At 53.5% G+C, this 16,791-nt stretch carries 14 protein-coding genes; 9 read left to right on the forward strand and 5 right to left on the reverse strand.

Features of this window, described 5'->3' with window-relative positions; translation table 11 throughout:
* Positions 1-3 precede the first annotated feature (3 nt).
* Together phsA and ACFOE0_RS23085 are read right to left on the reverse strand one after the other, a co-directional pair.
* The gene (phsA, locus tag ACFOE0_RS23080; protein WP_248937615.1) at positions 4-2,283 is read right to left on the reverse strand and encodes a thiosulfate reductase PhsA; all 2,280 of its coding nucleotides are present in this window, start codon (positions 2,281-2,283) and stop codon (positions 4-6) included.
* A gap of 279 nt (positions 2,284-2,562) precedes the next feature.
* Positions 2,563-4,425 (reverse strand): sensor histidine kinase, encoded by a 1,863-nt coding sequence (locus ACFOE0_RS23085; RefSeq protein WP_248937616.1) that lies wholly within the window; start codon positions 4,423-4,425, stop codon positions 2,563-2,565.
* A gap of 159 nt (positions 4,426-4,584) precedes the next feature.
* Here ACFOE0_RS23085 and ACFOE0_RS23090 point away from each other — a divergent pair, with 159 nt between their 5' ends.
* Both ACFOE0_RS23090 and glpK read left to right on the forward strand, forming a co-directional pair.
* Positions 4,585-5,202, forward strand: coding sequence for a response regulator transcription factor (locus tag ACFOE0_RS23090; RefSeq protein ID WP_248937617.1), 618 nt, complete (start codon positions 4,585-4,587; stop codon positions 5,200-5,202).
* A gap of 59 nt (positions 5,203-5,261) precedes the next feature.
* Entirely contained in the window at positions 5,262-6,746 is a 1,485-nt protein-coding gene (glpK, locus tag ACFOE0_RS23095) for a glycerol kinase GlpK (protein ID WP_248937618.1), read from the forward strand.
* Between the two features lie 66 nt (positions 6,747-6,812).
* On the opposite strand, the gene ACFOE0_RS23100 is transcribed toward glpK, so the two are convergent.
* Genes ACFOE0_RS23100 through ACFOE0_RS23110 form a run of 3 tightly spaced genes read right to left on the reverse strand, consistent with a single transcriptional unit; the run spans position 6,813 to position 8,958 of the window.
* Positions 6,813-7,178, reverse strand: coding sequence for a hypothetical protein (locus tag ACFOE0_RS23100; RefSeq protein ID WP_248937619.1), 366 nt, complete (start codon positions 7,176-7,178; stop codon positions 6,813-6,815).
* Between the two features lie 59 nt (positions 7,179-7,237).
* Complete coding sequence (locus ACFOE0_RS23105; protein ID WP_248937620.1) at positions 7,238-8,266, reverse strand: 2Fe-2S iron-sulfur cluster-binding protein; 1,029 nt, start codon at positions 8,264-8,266, stop codon at positions 7,238-7,240.
* Positions 8,263-8,958: a PepSY domain-containing protein gene (locus tag ACFOE0_RS23110; RefSeq protein WP_248937621.1), complete on the reverse strand. Its 696-nt coding sequence runs from the start codon at positions 8,956-8,958 to the stop codon at positions 8,263-8,265. The genes ACFOE0_RS23105 and ACFOE0_RS23110 overlap by 4 nt, the downstream gene beginning before the upstream one ends.
* A 374-nt stretch (positions 8,959-9,332) precedes the next feature.
* On the opposite strand from ACFOE0_RS23110, the gene mraZ reads away from it, so the two are divergent.
* From mraZ to mraY, 7 genes are read left to right on the forward strand one after another with little or no spacing between them, the layout of a single operon-like run.
* Complete coding sequence (mraZ, locus tag ACFOE0_RS23115; RefSeq protein WP_248937622.1) at positions 9,333-9,803, forward strand: division/cell wall cluster transcriptional repressor MraZ; 471 nt, start codon at positions 9,333-9,335, stop codon at positions 9,801-9,803.
* A 25-nt stretch (positions 9,804-9,828) separates the two neighbouring features.
* On the forward strand, positions 9,829-10,770 hold the full coding sequence (rsmH, locus tag ACFOE0_RS23120; protein WP_115138746.1) for a 16S rRNA (cytosine(1402)-N(4))-methyltransferase RsmH: 942 nt from the start codon (positions 9,829-9,831) through the stop codon (positions 10,768-10,770).
* Positions 10,771-10,790: 20 nt separating this feature from the next.
* A complete protein-coding gene (ftsL, locus tag ACFOE0_RS23125; RefSeq protein ID WP_115138747.1) occupies positions 10,791-11,105 on the forward strand; it encodes a cell division protein FtsL in 315 nt (104 codons plus the stop codon).
* The gene (locus ACFOE0_RS23130) at positions 11,102-12,853 is read left to right on the forward strand and encodes a peptidoglycan D,D-transpeptidase FtsI family protein (protein WP_248937623.1); all 1,752 of its coding nucleotides are present in this window, start codon (positions 11,102-11,104) and stop codon (positions 12,851-12,853) included. Before ftsL ends, ACFOE0_RS23130 begins: the two co-directional genes overlap by 4 nt.
* Positions 12,850-14,343 (forward strand): UDP-N-acetylmuramoyl-L-alanyl-D-glutamate--2,6-diaminopimelate ligase, encoded by a 1,494-nt coding sequence (gene murE / locus ACFOE0_RS23135; RefSeq protein ID WP_248937624.1) that lies wholly within the window; start codon positions 12,850-12,852, stop codon positions 14,341-14,343. The genes ACFOE0_RS23130 and murE overlap by 4 nt, the downstream gene beginning before the upstream one ends.
* Positions 14,340-15,707, forward strand: a complete 1,368-nt coding sequence (locus tag ACFOE0_RS23140) for a UDP-N-acetylmuramoyl-tripeptide--D-alanyl-D-alanine ligase (RefSeq protein ID WP_248937625.1) — start codon at positions 14,340-14,342, stop codon at positions 15,705-15,707. The genes murE and ACFOE0_RS23140 overlap by 4 nt, the downstream gene beginning before the upstream one ends.
* Positions 15,707-16,789, forward strand: coding sequence for a phospho-N-acetylmuramoyl-pentapeptide-transferase (gene mraY, locus ACFOE0_RS23145; protein ID WP_248937626.1), 1,083 nt, complete (start codon positions 15,707-15,709; stop codon positions 16,787-16,789). Before ACFOE0_RS23140 ends, mraY begins: the two co-directional genes overlap by 1 nt.
* Positions 16,790-16,791: the final 2 nt, after the last annotated feature.

A 16,791-nucleotide genomic window follows, 5' to 3' on the forward strand; every position in this document is an offset into this window, starting at 1 on the left:
GTCTTAAGCCTTCTCAATCTTTACGCCAGTGGTGTGCAGGTTCATACCTGTTACCGGTGAGGTCACGTGGGGCAGCAGGTTGCCACAGTGCACGCCTCTGCCGGTTGCCCGGGCCAGCTCTTTGTTTTTACTGCCAAAACCCATATAGGCGAATACTGTGTCAGGGCGGATCCCCGGGGTGACCAGTGCATGACCTTCTTCGCTGCCGGTATCGTTATAGATGCGGATCTTGTCGCCGCTCTGGATATTGAGCAGACCTGCCGTGACCGGGTGGATCCATACGGCGTTGTCAGACATCAGGTTGGCCAGCATAGGCACGTTCTGGCTGCCTGCGTTGGTATGTACTGCTACCTTGCCCTGGATAAAGAACAGCTCGTCGGCTTTCTTCATGGTCACTTCGCGGTAGCGGATTACGCCGCGGCCCGGTGCCATCTTTTCAACCTTGTCTGAGCTCAGTTCAATCTTGCCGCTTGGGGTTTTGAACTTAAGGTGGCTGGCGTAGGTGCCATCACCATCTGGCGCGGTGGCATTGGGGTAGGCAGAGACAAAGTTCTGCACCATAGCGCGTTCGCGCAGCATCAGAGGTTTGCCATAGCTGACAAAGCCATCCTGTTTAATCTTGTTCAGCAGGGCGACATCACTGCCTACCTGGAACAGCTGCAGAGTGTCCATATTGTCCCATGGGAAGTACTTGTTCAGTCCCATGGATTCGCCTACTTCCTTCCAGATCTGCCAGCTTGGACGGGTGTTGCCGATAGGCTCAACCACCTTCTGACGCACATAGTAGGCCGGGTTCTTGCCTGACTTGTCGGCGATCTCTTCATCCCGCTCCAGGTAAGTGGATTCAGGCAGGAAGATATCGGCATAGGCGGCGCTTTCACTGATGTAGATATCGCAGCAGACCACGAAGTCCAGTTTCTTCAGGGTTTCCACAATGCGGGCCCTGTCTGTCATGGTCTGCATTGGGTTGGTACGGCTCATCACCCAGCCACGCAGCTGATAAGGCTTAGCTTCCAGAGTCGAGTCCAGAATGGTCTGGTAGATACCACCTGAGGACCACATCATGGCGTACTGCTCATCCACCATGTCGATGCGTTTAGCGTCGGACTTGGGCATATCTTTAACGCCAGGCTTGGCCAGTACCGGGGCAACCTGCTCACCGGCAAACTTGTTGTAGCCAGAGGCTTTCTTACCGAAGTACAGACCACCTTTACGCTCGATATTGCCAATCAGAACGTTGGCGGCGTACAGGGCGCGGCGCATCTCAAACTCTTCAGTGGTGAAGGTTGAGCGGTGACCAAAGTCGACACAGGCGTGAGGCGCGGCAGCGGCGTATTCACGGGTGATGCGGCGGATATCTTCGGCCGGTACATCGGATACAGATTCGGCCCACTCAGGGGTATAGGCTTTTACTTCGCTGGCGAAGGAGTCGAAGCCGGTGACATAGCGGTCGATAAAGGCTTTGTCGTAAAGTTCTTCTTCGATCAGGACATGACAGATAGCCAGTGCCACGGCAACGTCAGTGCCCGGTTTGATGGCGTACCACTCGTCCGCCTTGTCGGCGACGATGGAGAATCTTGGTTCGAACACGACCAACTTGGCGCCTTTTTCCATCTGGGCGTTCATCATGCCTCGGGTTTCCGACATGTTGATGCCTTCGTACAGGTTGTGGCCGAAGTTAATAATGTACTTGGAGTTACCCAGATCCCGTTTGATCTTGCCGCCGAACATGGCTTTGGCGGCAATCACATAACCGGCCGGACAGGTAGAGGCGTGGGTAAAGGTGTTGGGGCTGCCATAGGCCTTAGCCAGATGAAACAGGTGGCCGGACAGGGAGCCGGACTTGGATGAGAAGGCGACGGCTTCCGGGCCGTGCTCATTCTTAATACGGGTCAGATTATCGGCGATGATGGCATAGGCTTCATCCCACTCAATCTCCTGCCAGTTACCTTCGCCACGCTCGCCAACCCGCTTAAGCGGTTTAACGATACGCTGCTTGTCATACAGCTGGCTGTGGCCAGCGCCACCACGGGCACATACAGCGCCACCAAATGACTTGGCCTTAGGGTTACCCAGAATGGAAACGTTTTTACCGTTAACAATGCGGGCAGAGATTGGGCATCGGGTAGAGCACATTTCACAGATACTGGCGACTTCGCTGCCAGTGCCTTTCAGTTCGGTGCGTTCCAGCGCGGCCAGTGAGCCTGGCAACATGCTTGCCAGAGCACAGGTTGCGGTACCTGCGCCGGCACCTTTGATAAAGGTTCGCCGATCTAAATTCATTATTATTGTCCCCGTTTATTGCTGTTGCTGCGGGCGGGTCAGCCCGTCATCTGGGGACATTCTGTGGCGAGAAATGGGGACGGGATATTGTGGTAAACCACATACAGAGAAAAATCTTTTCTCCAGTGTGAGACCCCTCAAAGTTCGCTTTTCGACCAACAGTTAAGGGGGGGAATGTCTATTGTGGTAAACCACATTTAGGCGGAGAGCAGCGGCAAAGTGCGAGAAATACGTCACTTTGCCATCTCAGTGTGAACCAGGATTTAGCTCTTAAGGAGGTCAATTCACAGCTTCAGTACTGCCTCTGCGTTTCAGCTTTAGGGTGGCAGTGCAGCCTGTCTCCTGGTCGCTGCGGTTACTCAGGTTGAAGCTGCCTTCGTGTTGCTTGAGTACATCGGAGCAGATAGCCAGACCCAGTCCCAGACCATTGGCCTTGGTGGAGAAAAAGGTCGCCATCAACTCATCGCCGGGCAGTGCCAGACCCGGACCATTATCGGTCAGGGACAGGTTGACCTGATGCTCCAGAAAATCGAAATGGATGGCAATGGAGCCTTCATGGGGCTGCGGCATCTCGGCCAGCGCATCCAGGCTGTTCTTGAGCAGGTTCACCAGTACCTGCAACAGGCCAACCCTGTCGGCGGTCACAAAGAAGGGCTCGCCTTCTACCCTGGTGGTGACTCTGACGTCACGTCTGTCCAACTCCAGCTTAAGCAGTGCCAGGGATTCATCCACTAAAGACAGCAGGTTCACATCCTCCATTACGGCTTCCCGGCGTTTGAGCAGGCCACGAATACGATGCACCACTTCTCCGGCGCGCACCGACTGACGGTTAATTTTTTCCAGCAGGGCGACGCATTCCTCAAAGCCTTCGCCTTTGGCTTGCAGACGCATAATGCCACCTTCGCTGTAACTGGTTATCGCAGCTATGGGTTGATTGAGTTCATGTGCCAGGCCAGCACCAATTTCACCGAGAATAGCGCTGCTTTGCAGACGCTCCATGGCAACGGCCTTGAGCTTCAGTTGACGCTCTGTCTCTACCAGGGTGTCGCTCTTCTGGCGGAATTTATACTCAATCCAGAGGTGATAGATAGTGGCGACCAGAAAGATCAGCACCGCCAGTATGCCCCAGTGCTGGTTGGCTTTGAGCCAGTGCATAACCGACTCCCATTTGGGATGTTGATCTTTAGCGACCTTCAGCTCGCCAAATAGCTTAATGACCTGCAGTTGGCTGATAGGTGAAGTCCAGCCTGCCAAATCGGCCTTGATCGCAGCCGGGCTGTCTTTGGGCAGAGACAGCAGGGCCTGGGTGATACGTTTGGTCAGGCGGGCGTTCACATGCTCACTGGCGGCAAACGACCAGTTGGGGTAGAGGTTGGTTGAACACTGGCAGTCGTAACCTTCGGGACGGCTGGGGTTGAGTACTCTGAAATCCTGCTCTTTCACCAGACCGCGCTTCACCATCTCTTCCAGTGTACACAGAGGGGTAATCGCAGCATCCACATTGCCATCCCGTACCTGATATACAAGAGGGTCCAGTGGGAAGCCGAGGAAGCGGGTTTCCTTAAACCAATGCTGCGGATCCATACCCAGTTTATTCATCAAGCCAACAGTGGCCTGATAGCCCCCTAACGCATGGGGGCCGCTGGCAGCCACTGTCTTGTCTTTAAGATCATACAGGGTGCGATAGTCACTGTCGGCCCGCACCAGAATGGCCGATCCTATGGCCTTGGTGGTGCCATTGTGCTGGCGTGAACGCATGGTCGCCAGCCAGGACAGAGGATACTGATTGGACAGATACAGATACTGCCCCGGGTTGGTGATGATGAACTGGATTCTGTTATCAAGTAGCGCCTGATTCAGTTCTTCAAAGGTACCGGGTTGGACTTCAAACTTGGTGCCGGGCACACGTTCACTGAGGTAATCCATCATAGGTTGCCAACGCTCTTTAGCCTTTTGATATCCCCAATTAGCCAATACCCCGACTTTATACACCTTGTCTTTATTCGTTTTTTCATTGGTCGCAGCTGGAGGCGTTGGCTTGGATTGCACCGCTTCAGATGCATAGCCGGGCAGGCAGCAAAAACAGAGCAGCCAGGTGAGACACAGGGTTAAACACAGGGAAAGCAGCAAAGGCCGGGGCAAGATATCAACTCCAGAGTCAGCAGAGTGCGTAAAAGCGGAACCATAACTCAGTGTTGGCATAACCAATGTGGCGGGATTCAAATTTCCGCACGCCGGATTCGCGTGAGTGGCAAAACTGGGATATGACTCAGGTAGTTAACCATACAGAGGTACAAAGCAATGACATTCGCTGCTCAACAAAAGATTTATCTGGTGGACGACGATGAGGCGATTGCCGACTCCCTGAGTTTTTTGCTGGAAGGTTTTGGCTATCAAGTGGTGTGGTTCGATGATGGCCAGCAGTTTCTGGACACTGTTGACCTGAGTGAGCCAGGCTGCGCCATTCTCGACTCCCGTATGCCGGGGTTAAGTGGTCAGCAGGTGCAGCAGTTGTTGAATGAAACTGCCAGCCCCTTGTCAGTTATCTTCCTCACCGGACACGGTGATGTGCCTATGGCAGTGGATGCCTTTAAGAACGGCGCGTTTGATTTCTTTCAAAAACCGGTGCAGGGCAAAGCTTTGGCTGAAGCGATTGATAAAGGGCTGGCTCACAGTGAACGTCAGAGCTGGAAACTGAAACATCAGGCGTTAATCGACAGCCTGACTGACAGGGAGAAGGAGATTTTTCAGCTGGTGGTTAATGGCAATACCAATAAGCAGATGGCGGAAGCCCTGTTTGTGGCAGTGCGTACCATAGAAGTACACAGAGCCAAGGTGATGAAGAAGTTGGGGGTATCCAATATGGCACAGCTGCTTAAACTGGCGCCACTGCTGCATCGCCCTGACCATGAGGAATGACGATCGGCGTCAGCTATGGTTAAATGCAAGCAGGTAAAGTTTCACAAGGAAACCCAAGGGTGACAAAGAAATATGTGGTGGCGCTGGATCAGGGCACTACCAGTTCAAGGGCCATTGTATTCGACCATGATGCCAACATAGTATCCGTCTCCCAACGGGAGTTTACCCAGCACTACCCTCAGCCTGGCTGGGTTGAACACGATCCCATGGAGATTTGGGCATCCCAGTCTTCCACTCTGATAGAGGCTCTGGCTCGCGCCAATATTCGCAGCCGCGAAGTGGCCGCCATCGGTATTACCAATCAGAGGGAAACCACAGTGCTGTGGAATAAGTCCACAGGCAAACCTATCCACAATGCCATTGTCTGGCAGTGTCGCCGCAGTGCAGAGATTTGCGATGCGCTCAAAGTTCAGGGGCTGGAAGATGAAGTACGCCGCCGCACCGGGCTGGTACTGGATCCTTACTTCTCTGCGTCCAAGATAAAATGGTTGCTGGATAATGTCCCCGGTGCCCGCGAGCAGGCGGAGCAGGGCGAGTTGCTGTTCGGCACTATAGACACCTGGTTGACCTGGAAGCTGACCGAGGGTGAGGTGCATGTGACTGACCCCACTAATGCTGCCCGCACCATGCTGTATAACATTCACGATCTTAAGTGGGATGAGCGCCTGCTGGAGATTTTCGACATCCCGGCATCAATACTGCCGGAAGTGAAAGGCTCATCTGAGATAGTGGGAAAAACCCGTATTGCCGGTCAGGGCCAGGAGATCCCTGTGGCCGGTATGGCCGGGGATCAGCAATCTGCACTCTTTGGTCAGCTGTGCACCGACAAGGGCACGGCTAAAAATACCTATGGTACTGGCTGCTTCCTGTTGATGAATACGGGTGACAAGCCTGTGTCTTCAGAGCATGGCCTGCTGACCACAGTGGCCGTGGGTGCCAAAGGCGAAGTGAATTACGCGCTGGAAGGCGCAGTATTTATGGGCGGTGCCACCATTCAATGGCTGCGGGATGAGCTGGGACTTATCCGTGATGCTCAGGATACCGAGTACTTTGCCTCCAGAGTCGCTGACACCAATGGTGTATATCTGGTGCCCGCCTTTGTAGGCCTGGGTGCACCTTACTGGGATCCCAATGCCAGGGGGGCGCTGGTGGGACTGACCCGGGGCGCCAACCGAAACCATATTATTCGCGCTGCACTCGAGTCCATTGCCTATCAAAGCCGGGATCTGCTGGATGCCATGGCCAAAGATTGTGGAGTGCCACTGAAGCAACTCAAGGTGGATGGCGGCGCAGTTGCCAATGATTTTCTGATGCAGTTCCAGGCGGATATTACTCACGCCGAAGTGTTACGACCTGAGCTGACGGAAACCACGGCTATGGGGGCGGCATTCCTTGCCGGTTTGGCGGTGGGTTTCTGGCAATCTACTGAGGAGCTTAAGCATAAGGCCGCAGTGGAGCGCTGTTTTACGCCGCAAATCGATGAGCAGAGTAAAGAGGCTCTGTATCTGGGCTGGCAACAGGCGGTGGCCAGAACCCGCAGCTAATCTGCTGAGGTCTCAAAATGACAAAGCCGGGCAATCGCCCGGCATTTTTTATCTATTGGTGAGTTATCACGCCTCAATATCCACATGGTTGCCTTTGGCATCTCTGGGGCCGGTACTGAGTTTTCCCTGTTGCTCCTGAGCCAACTCTCTGGCTTCTCTTTCCAGCTCTTCCTCTGTGGCAGGTACGAATTTGTCTTCATGTTGGTGAACGGCGGCTGGTCGATCTGTGCGTCGTCGGCCGCCGAGCCTGAACTTTCGGCGACTTGAGTTCTGTTTACGCCGCTCGATTTGATAGCTGGGTTTGTCGGTGACCGGCTGGTGGTCATCGGCGTTGGTGGCGGCCTCGGGTGTGACCTTCTGTACTTTGCGGGCACGTTCAATCCCGGCCTTCACCGGTTTTGCCAGCATATTGTAAATAGCATCCAATCCCATAAGTCAGTCCCGACCTGTAATCCAGTCTTACCTGTTTATCGACCGTCTCTGGTTAAATTTTAGCCTTTGGTGGCCGGATGTGTATCGTCACTGGTTTGTCGCTGCCAGTATTTTTGTTGAGCAGGCGTGGACAAAGCAACTTTCATATTGCCTGCTTTATGCTGACAACCGAGTCTTACACCTTCTGTCAGCATGGCTTCCGACAATGCGAACCTGTCCTGTTTGGTTGGTTCAGGTGCATCCTCGAGCCAGCGTAATCTGCACATGCCGCAGCTGCCACCGCCGCCGCAGCGTGTTGTCAGTGTCTTTTGCTTATGGTTAATGCTCTGTAGCAGGCTGCCGCGGCATTTGAACTCTGCCAATGGCCTGTTTTCCAGATCGAAGACTTCGAGGGTTTTACTGCCCGCTAGTTTAAAGGGGAGTACCAGAGTACCGGCCAGCCCTCTGGATATCAGGGTCGCAACACCGCTTAGTCCCATGGTCAGCGCCAGCAGCGCCATAATCTGTATTGGCAGGGCATTGAACCCCAACCCATTGTCCGGGAAGTAATCCATAAAGTGGATCATCAACAGCCACTGCTTTATTTGGCTGCCGGTATGTTTATGGGCAATGACTCTGGCTGAGGCGGTATCAATATAGATTTGGGTATCACCGGCGGTGACCAGATAGACAGGCGTATTGGAAATACTCTGTGCCGGGGAAGTGATCAGTTCAGGCCGGGACAGAGGTGCATTGCCACTGTAACTGGCTGCCGCAACCCAAGTCAGCTCTGCTATGGTCGGAGTGAAAGGTGCAAGAGGCTTGATACGATACCAATGGTCCCCCTCGGTCGTTTTTACCTGATAGACAGCCTGGGGAAGGTGATGAGCGACATCGACTCCCAGCAGTTTGTCTCCATGTTCTCTCAGTAATGGAGTCAAATCCGGCAGAGGTGTTGCTATCACATTGGGGGAGCTTCTGACTCTGTCCTTGCTGTCATTCAAAAGATCTGCAGGCAGAAGGCTCAGAGTGAGGCCGGTTATCAGCCAGAGTATCATCTGTAGTCCGGCCATCCACGCCAATATCCGGTGCCACTTTTGCCATTTCATAATGGACGCCTCCTGCGACTGACCCAGAGCAGGACTATGCCACTCAGTGCTGAAATCAATGCCAGAGAGGCGGCTATTTGCAGCAGTGGATTATGGATATTCTCGCGGGTGTCATAATCCATAATGTGCAGCATCCAGAACAGATCGAAAACCTGCCAGTAGTTGTGGCGTTTGCTGATCAGCTCCCCCGTTTGCGCGTTGAGATAGAGTCGGGGCTCTCCCACACCTGTAAAGCTCACCTGCCAAACCGGTGGTGTGATCCAACTGACTTCGTCAGGTGGAGTTTCCAATAAAGCGGCAGTAATCAGTTCACCCGCGCCATTAAATCTGGCCAGGGCCGCCTCAATTGCCTGATCGCGGTTCAGTGTGTCGGGCAAGGTCCGTCCATCGACAGCAGAAATCAGTAAACTCCGCTCGTTGTGATTAACCAGATAGGCAGGGCCACTGGGATGGGCCAACAGGCGAAGCGATGAAATGGGCCCCAGACGGCTTTGTATGTCAGCGGGTTGCACTTTAACGGTATCCGCTGCAATGACGGCAGTCTGAGTTGGCGCAATCAGATGCTGGCCCCGGATAAAATTAATATCCATCAATACCATGTAACAACCGGTAATCAGCCAGATCAGTATTTGAATACCAACCACCAGGTTCAGGCTGTTATGTATTTTTCTTGTGCCAGCACTGGAAATCATCTCAGTTGGAATAAATTGATGAGTGTTGTCAATATGTTAACTTATTCTTTCCACCAGTGACCAGTCAGGTAATCAATCTGGATTGCTGATCTGAGTGTTGACGATACTTTCGCCATCTGATTTCCCACTCAACTGACCTGCAGGCCTGCTGTGGGTGCATTTTTTCACCAAAATTCACTTAATTAGCGTTCAGCTTTTCCACAAATTCCCACTTTATCAACCAAGTGTTCATACCCTGAAAACTCCCTTATAACCCGCTTGAAGACTGGCCTTGGGCAGCTTGACAATGCTTGCAGCCTGTCCCTAAACTTAGCAGTTGTGGGAATTTGTGGATTTTTGTGGATCATGTAATCGGAATACAGGAATAAAGACTAATGTTTCGTGGGGCCAGCTCGATTAATCTCGATGCCAAAGGACGGATCGCCATACCTGTGCGGTACCGCGAAGCCCTGCGCGATCATCAGGATCCGGCCATGGCTGGTCATCTGGTGCTTACCGTCGATATCAAGTCTGCCTGCCTGTTGCTCTACCCCCTCTGGGAATGGAACAAAGTTGAAGAGAAGCTTTTCCAGTTGTCTGACACTCAACCTACTGAGCGCGCACTGAAACGCAAATTGTTGGGATACGCCCATGAACTTGAACTGGATTCCAATGGTCGAATCCTGTTGCCACCACCTTTGCGTCAATACGCTGGGCTGAATAAGAAAGCCATGCTGGTGGGGCAGTTTAACAAGTTTGAGTTATGGGATGAACAAAGCTGGATGCAGCAGATTGCCGATGATCAACAAGTAATCCAGGAAACTGAGCTGGACGCCAATGAGCGTTTGGCTGATTTCTCATTGTAATGAATTTAATTGAAAGAAGAGTGCCATGAGCCAGGAATTTGCCCATTTAACCGTATTGCTTGATGAAACCGTTGACGGTCTCAATATCCGTCCTGACGGCATCTATATCGACGGTACCTTTGGCCGTGGCGGGCACTCTCGTCTGGTGCTGCAGCAGCTTGGTGAAAACGGTCGCCTTATTGCCATTGACCGCGATCCACAGGCGATTGAAGCTGCTAAGCAGTTTGCCGATGACAAGCGTTTCCAGATTGTTCACGGTGGGTTCGGCCAGCTGGCTGACTATGTGGAAGATCTGGGGCTGACCGGCAAGATTGACGGCGTACTGCTGGATCTTGGGGTGTCTTCACCTCAGTTGGATGATGCCGATCGTGGCTTCAGTTTTCTGCGCGATGGTCCTTTGGATATGCGCATGGATAACAGTCAGGGTGAAACCGCTGCCCAGTGGCTGGCCAGAGCCGAGATTGAAGATATGGCCTGGGTGTTTAAAACCTTTGGTGAAGAACGTAACGGCCGCCATATCGCCCGTTGTATTGCAGCAGACAGAGAAAAAGAGCCATTTGAACGTACCAAGCAGCTGGCTGACTTGATCGCTCGTGTGGCCAAAACCAAGGAGCGTAACAAGCATCCGGCGACCCGGGTGTTTCAGGCGATCCGTATTTATATCAACAGTGAGTTGGAGCAGATTGAGCAGGCGCTGGAAGGTTCTCTTAAGGCACTGGCTCCACAGGGAAGGCTGTCCATTATCAGCTTCCACTCACTGGAAGACAGAATCGTTAAGCGCTTTATCCGCAAGCACTCCCAGAAGGAGGAAGTGCCTTACGGCTTGCCTGTGACTGAAGAGCAGATCAGCAGCAACCGTAAGCTCAAGCCTGTGGGCAAAGCGATGAAACCATCAGAGGTGGAATTGGAGCGTAACCCACGCGCCCGCAGCAGCGTTTTGCGTGTGGCTGAGCGCCTGGATTACTGAACAGGGAATTGGATACGCGAGTGAGCAAGTCACAACTGAACTTAACCCGCATTGTGTTGCTGGATCTCTGGCATCACAAGTGGTTGTGCCTGTTGGCGCTGACAGTTGTGCTGAATGCTGTGGCTGTGGTGTATGCCAGCCATGTTAATCGTCAGCAGATCAGTAAGTGGGATCAGTTGTTGCAACAGCGGGACAGGCTGGATATTGAATGGCGCAATTTACTGCTGGAAGAGCAGGCCCAGACAGAACACAGCAAGATTACCCGCATTGCTACCAAGGAGTTGGGGATGCACAGACCTGCCCCGAGTGAAGAAGTGGTCGTGAGAGTGCCATGAGCAGAAAAACCAAACAGGCCAAGCGTAATCAGAAACCGACCTTGATCCCTATGCGGGTTCAGGTGGTGCTGTTTTTTGTGTGCCTGCTGTTTGGCGCTCTGGTGGCTCGTGCTGCATATATTCAGATTATTGAACCGGGCAAGTTGCGTCACGAAAGTGATATGCGCTCGCTGCGCACCACCAGTAACGAGGTACAGCGGGGACTGATCACTGACCGTAATGGCGAAATGCTGGCGGTCAGTGTTCCGGTTAAGGCGGTTTATGCTGATCCCAAGCGGGTGTTTGATCATGATGGCTTCAAGCCGGGCAATGACAAACGCTGGCAGGCACTGGCAGATGTGTTGCATCTGGATGAAGCCGATATGGTTGCCCGCATTAAACGCAACCCCAAGAGTCGCTTTACTTACCTGAAGCGTCAGGTCACCCCGGAAGTGGGTGAGTATATCAAGCAGCTGAAATTGAAAGGTATTTCTCTTCGGGAAGAGTCTCGTCGTTACTATCCAAGTGGTGAGATTACCGCCCAGGTTGTGGGGATCACCAATATCGATGATGTTGGTATTGAAGGGATTGAGAAAACTTATAACGATTGGCTGACCGGCAGCCCTTCCAAGCAGAAGGTGCGTAAATCCCGCGATGGCAAGGTGGTTGAACGTCTGGGTGTGGTACAGGAGGGCGAGAAACCCAATGATCTGGTGCTGAGTATTGATCAGCGGATCCAGTCCCTGGCCTATCGCGAGCTGAAAAAAGCGACCGAACTGAATCAGGCTACCGGCGGCAGTGTGGTGGTACTGGATGTACACTCGGGCGAGATCCTCGCCATGGTGAATACGCCATCCTACAACCCCAATTCAAGAGATCAGCTGCAAAGCTTCCGCATGCGCAACCGCGCTGTGACCGATACCTTTGAGCCGGGTTCAACCCTTAAGCCTTTTGTGGTGGCTGCAGCTCTGCAGGCAGGGGTAGTGAAGTCTGACGAGCTTATCCCAACTTCTCCCGGTTGGATGCGTATTGGTGGCCGTCAGGTGCGTGATGCTGTCAACTATGGCGATATGTCGCTGGCAAAAATTCTGGTCAAGTCCAGTAACGTGGGTGTGAGTAAGCTGGCTCTGTCCATGCCGGTCGAGCAGTTGCTGGGAACCTATTACAGCATGGGACTGGGCAGCCAGTCAGGCAGTGATCTGACAGGTGAAAACTCAGGGCTGATCCGCGAGCGTTACCGTTGGTCTGACTTCGAACGCGCGACTCTTTCTTTTGGTTATGGCCTGACTGCAACCACTCTGCAGCTGGCGCGTATGTACGCCACGCTTGGCTCGGGTGGTGTGCTCAAGCCGGTATCGATTCTGAAGATGAAAACCCCGCCTGAAGGCGAACGTGTGCTGTCTGCTGATGTGGCAGAGGATGTGATGCATATGCTGGTCGGGGTAACTGAAAAGGGCGGTACCGCCCGTAAAGCTCATATTGAAGGTTATCCCGTTGCCGGTAAGACAGGTACCAGCCGTAAGGCGATTGCCGGTGGCTATGGGGATGACTACTGGGCGCTGTTTGCCGGTGTGGCTCCGGTGAATAACCCAAGATTGGCTATTGCCGTAGTAGTGAATGATCCCAAAGGGGACAGATACTACGGCGGTGACGTGGCAGGCCCGGTATTTGCGAACGTAATGTCCGGTGCGCTGCAGATGTTGAATGTAGAACCTGTAACCCAACGCGAACAATTGCAGTTGGCGTCGGTTAAGGGGAGAGCAGAATGATGTACTTACGGGATCTGCTGGCTCCCTGGATGCACTATGCCGGGAATGAACAAACCGGCGATTTAACTTTGGACAGCCGGGCCATTAAGCCCGGCAGTGTGTTTGTTGCTGTGCCCGGTCACGCGACTGACGGTCGCAACTATGTTGCCAAAGCACTGGAAAATGGCGCGGTCGCCTGTCTGGTGCACACGGATGATGCGGAGCAGCATGGCCAGGTCTCCAATGACAATGGCCTGATGATTTACTTCCATGACCTTGTTCATCAGGTGTCAGCGCTGGCAGCCCAGGCATGGCCCCTGCTACCGGAAAAGCTCAAGGTTATTGGTATTACCGGTACCAATGGCAAGACCTCGGTCAGCCAATTGATCGCTCAACTGCTGGTGCTCAACGGCCAGCGTGCCGCGGTAATGGGTACCATGGGTAACGGCGAGTGGCGCAATGCTGACCCTGCCAGCCTGCACGATGTGGGCAATACCACAGCGGATCCTCTGACTATTATGCGTCAGCTTAATGGCTTTGAGCGTGACGGCCTGAGTGCCTGCGCCATGGAAGTATCCAGCCATGGTCTGGTTCAGGGACGGGTGGATGCTGTGCCGTTCAAGGTCGCGGTATTTACCAATCTGAGCCGGGACCACCTCGATTATCATGGCGATATGATCAGTTATGGCGCTGCCAAAAAGCGCCTGCTGGACTTTGCCAGCGTGCAGTCTGCACTGATTAATCTGGACGACGCCATTGGTCAGGCCTGGTATTCCACCAACCCTGACAGGTACACAGGTTTCTCTACCGAAGGGCATGCCGACGCCGACTATTTTGTCACCGACGTTGAATATCACCCCGCCGGTGTCAGTGCCACGGTGAATTGGCCCGGAGCCAGTGCCCGCATCCAGTCCCCTTTGTTGGGCGCATTTAATCTGTCCAACCTGCTGGCTGCACTGAGCGCACTCCATGCCTGTGGCTTTGATATGTCCGCCATGTGTGCTGCTGTGTGCAGGCTCAAGCCGGTTGCCGGTCGTATGGAGTGTTTCCCCGCTGAAGGTAAGCCCACTCTGGTGGTCGACTATGCCCACACACCGGATGGTCTGGAGCAAGCATTGAAAGCGGCCCGCATTCACAGCGAAGGCAAACTATGGTGCCTGTTTGGCTGTGGCGGTGATCGTGACAAGGGCAAGCGCCCCATGATGGCTGCAGTGGCGGAAGCGTTCGCCGACGGCATTATGCTGACCAGCGACAATACCCGCAGTGAAGATCCCATGGCGATTATTGCTGATATGCAGGCGGGTCTTAAACAGCCTGATTTAGCGCTGGTTAATCCGGATCGCCGTGACGCCATCAAACAAGTTTATTCCCGTGCCAGTGCTGGTGACATAGTGCTTCTGGCTGGTAAGGGACACGAAACCTATCAGGAAATAGCCGGCGTGAAGCATGACTATGACGAGCGGGCTCTGGCCGCAACCTTGGCTGCGCAGGCAGTAGGGGAGGCGCAATGATCCGCGTTGAATTAACCCAATTGCTTGAGCCACTTCAGGCCACTTTGGTGGGTGATAACAAAAGCATTTCGAGCGTCACCACAGACAGTCGCAACATAGAGGCTGATGGTCTGTTTATCGCCTTGAAAGGTGAGCGTTTTGACGCGCACGATTTTGCTCAGACCGCAGTGGACAATGGTGCCGTCGCCCTTCTGGTGGAGCGACAACTGGCCGTTGATGTGCCTCAGCTTATTGTCGCTGATTGCCACAAGGCATTGGGACAACTGGGAGCCCTGGTCAGGCAGCAGGTCAACCCAAAGAGTCTGGCACTGACCGGTTCTAACGGAAAAACATCGGTGAAAGAGATGGTTGCGACCATCTGCTCACAGCAACACCGGGTGCTCTATACCGCAGGCAACTTCAACAATGATATCGGCGTGCCGCTGACGCTTTTGCGTTTGCAACCCGGCGATGAGATTGGCGTGTTTGAGTTGGGTGCCAACCATATTGGTGAAATTGATTACACCTCTGCGCTGGCGCGGCCAGATGTCGCTCTGGTGAACAATGTGGCCAGTGCTCATCTCGAAGGTTTTGGCTCTGAGGCTGGTGTAGCCAAAGCCAAGTCTGAAATCTTCAATCATCTGGCTGAGGATGGTGTGGCCATCATCAATGCCGATGACCAATATTGCGATGTGATGTTTGCCGCCGCCAAGGGGCACAGACAACTGAGCTTTGGGATTGAAAACCACGCCGATGTGCAGGGTTTACAGCTGCAACCGGATGCTTTTGGCCGTTTCAGCTTTGAATGCCGCGCAGGTAATGACTCGGTACAAATTCAGTTGCCGCTGGCCGGGCGTCATCAGGTGTCCAATGCACTGGCTGCCGCCGCTATCTGCCTGGCTGCCGGTTTCTCCTTAGGGGAAATTGCGACGGGGCTGAGCCTGCTTGAGCCGGTAAAAGGCCGCATGATGCCGGTGGAGCTGGGACGGGTAACTGTAGTTGATGACAGCTATAACGGTAACCCCGCCTCTGTGGGTGCGGCTATCAACTGGCTGAAAGAAATTGAAGGAAATCGCGCCCTGGTACTGGGCGATTTGGGTGAATTAGGCGACAATGCGTCCCTTTTGCATGGCGAACTGGGGTCTTCGGCGAAGCAGGCAGGTATTAACCAACTGTTTTGTTTGGGAGAACTGTCCAGAGCGGCCAGTGAAGCATTCGGCTCCGCTCATTACACAGAGTTGGATGCACTGGTCAGCGCGTTAATCAGCCATATACAGGCGTTACCGGGACAGGTGACGGTATTGGTAAAAGGGTCGCGCAGCGCGGGGATGGAACGCGTTGTTGAGGCTTTGAAAACCGCCTTCGGGCGCGGGGAGTTGTCTTAATGCTGGTTTATCTGGCGGAATATCTAACCCAGTTTTATACCGGGTTTAACGTATTTTCTTATCTGACCTTCAGAGCGATTCTGGGCCTGCTCACTGCCCTTACTTTCAGTCTCTGGTGGGGACCTCGTCTGATCGAGCGTCTGCAACTGCTGCAGATCGGTCAGGTTGTTCGCAATGATGGTCCTGAGTCTCACTTCAGCAAGCGTGGCACCCCAACCATGGGTGGTTTGTTGATCCTCGCCGGTATCTTTATTTCCGTGCTGCTGTGGGGTGATCTGGACAGCCGTTACGTTTGGGTGATGCTGTTTGTGCTGGGTGCCTTTGGCCTGATTGGTTTCATTGATGATTACCGCAAAGTGGTGCGCAAGAACACCGATGGCCTGATTGCGCGCTGGAAGTACCTGCTGCAGTCGTTGGGTGCGCTGGTTGTCGCCTTCTACCTGTATTACAGCGCTTCAGCTCCGGGTGAAACCCAGCTGGTTGTGCCTTTCTTCAAAGACGTGATGCCTCAACTGGGTGCGCTCTTTATCCTGCTGGCTTACTTCACCATTGTGGGTTCCAGTAATGCGGTAAACCTGACCGATGGTCTCGATGGTCTGGCGATTATGCCTACTGTCATGGTTGCTGCAGCCTTTGCACTGATCGCTTATCTGTCAGGTCACGTGCAGTTCTCTGCTTATTTGCATATCCCCTATCTGCCGGGCGCCGGTGAGCTGGTGATCGTCTGTACCGCTATCGTAGGTGCCGGTCTGGGCTTCCTGTGGTTTAACACCTATCCGGCTCAGGTCTTTATGGGCGATGTCGGCTCCCTGTCTCTGGGGGCTGCGCTGGGTACCATGGCGGTATTGGTGCGTCAGGAAATTTTGTTGGTGATCATGGGCGGCGTTTTCGTGATGGAGACCCTTTCAGTCATCCTTCAGGTGGGCAGTTATAAACTGCGTGGTCAGCGGATTTTCCGCATGGCTCCTATCCACCACCACTATGAGTTGAAAGGTTGGCCTGAGCCAAGAGTGATTGTCCGTTTCTGGATTATCTCTCTGTTCCTGGTGTTGCTGGGACTGGCCACCCTGAAACTGAGGTAATA

Origin of the sequence: Shewanella submarina, assembly GCF_042646185.1 — a bacterium.
Classification (GTDB): domain Bacteria; phylum Pseudomonadota; class Gammaproteobacteria; order Enterobacterales; family Shewanellaceae; genus Shewanella; species Shewanella corallii.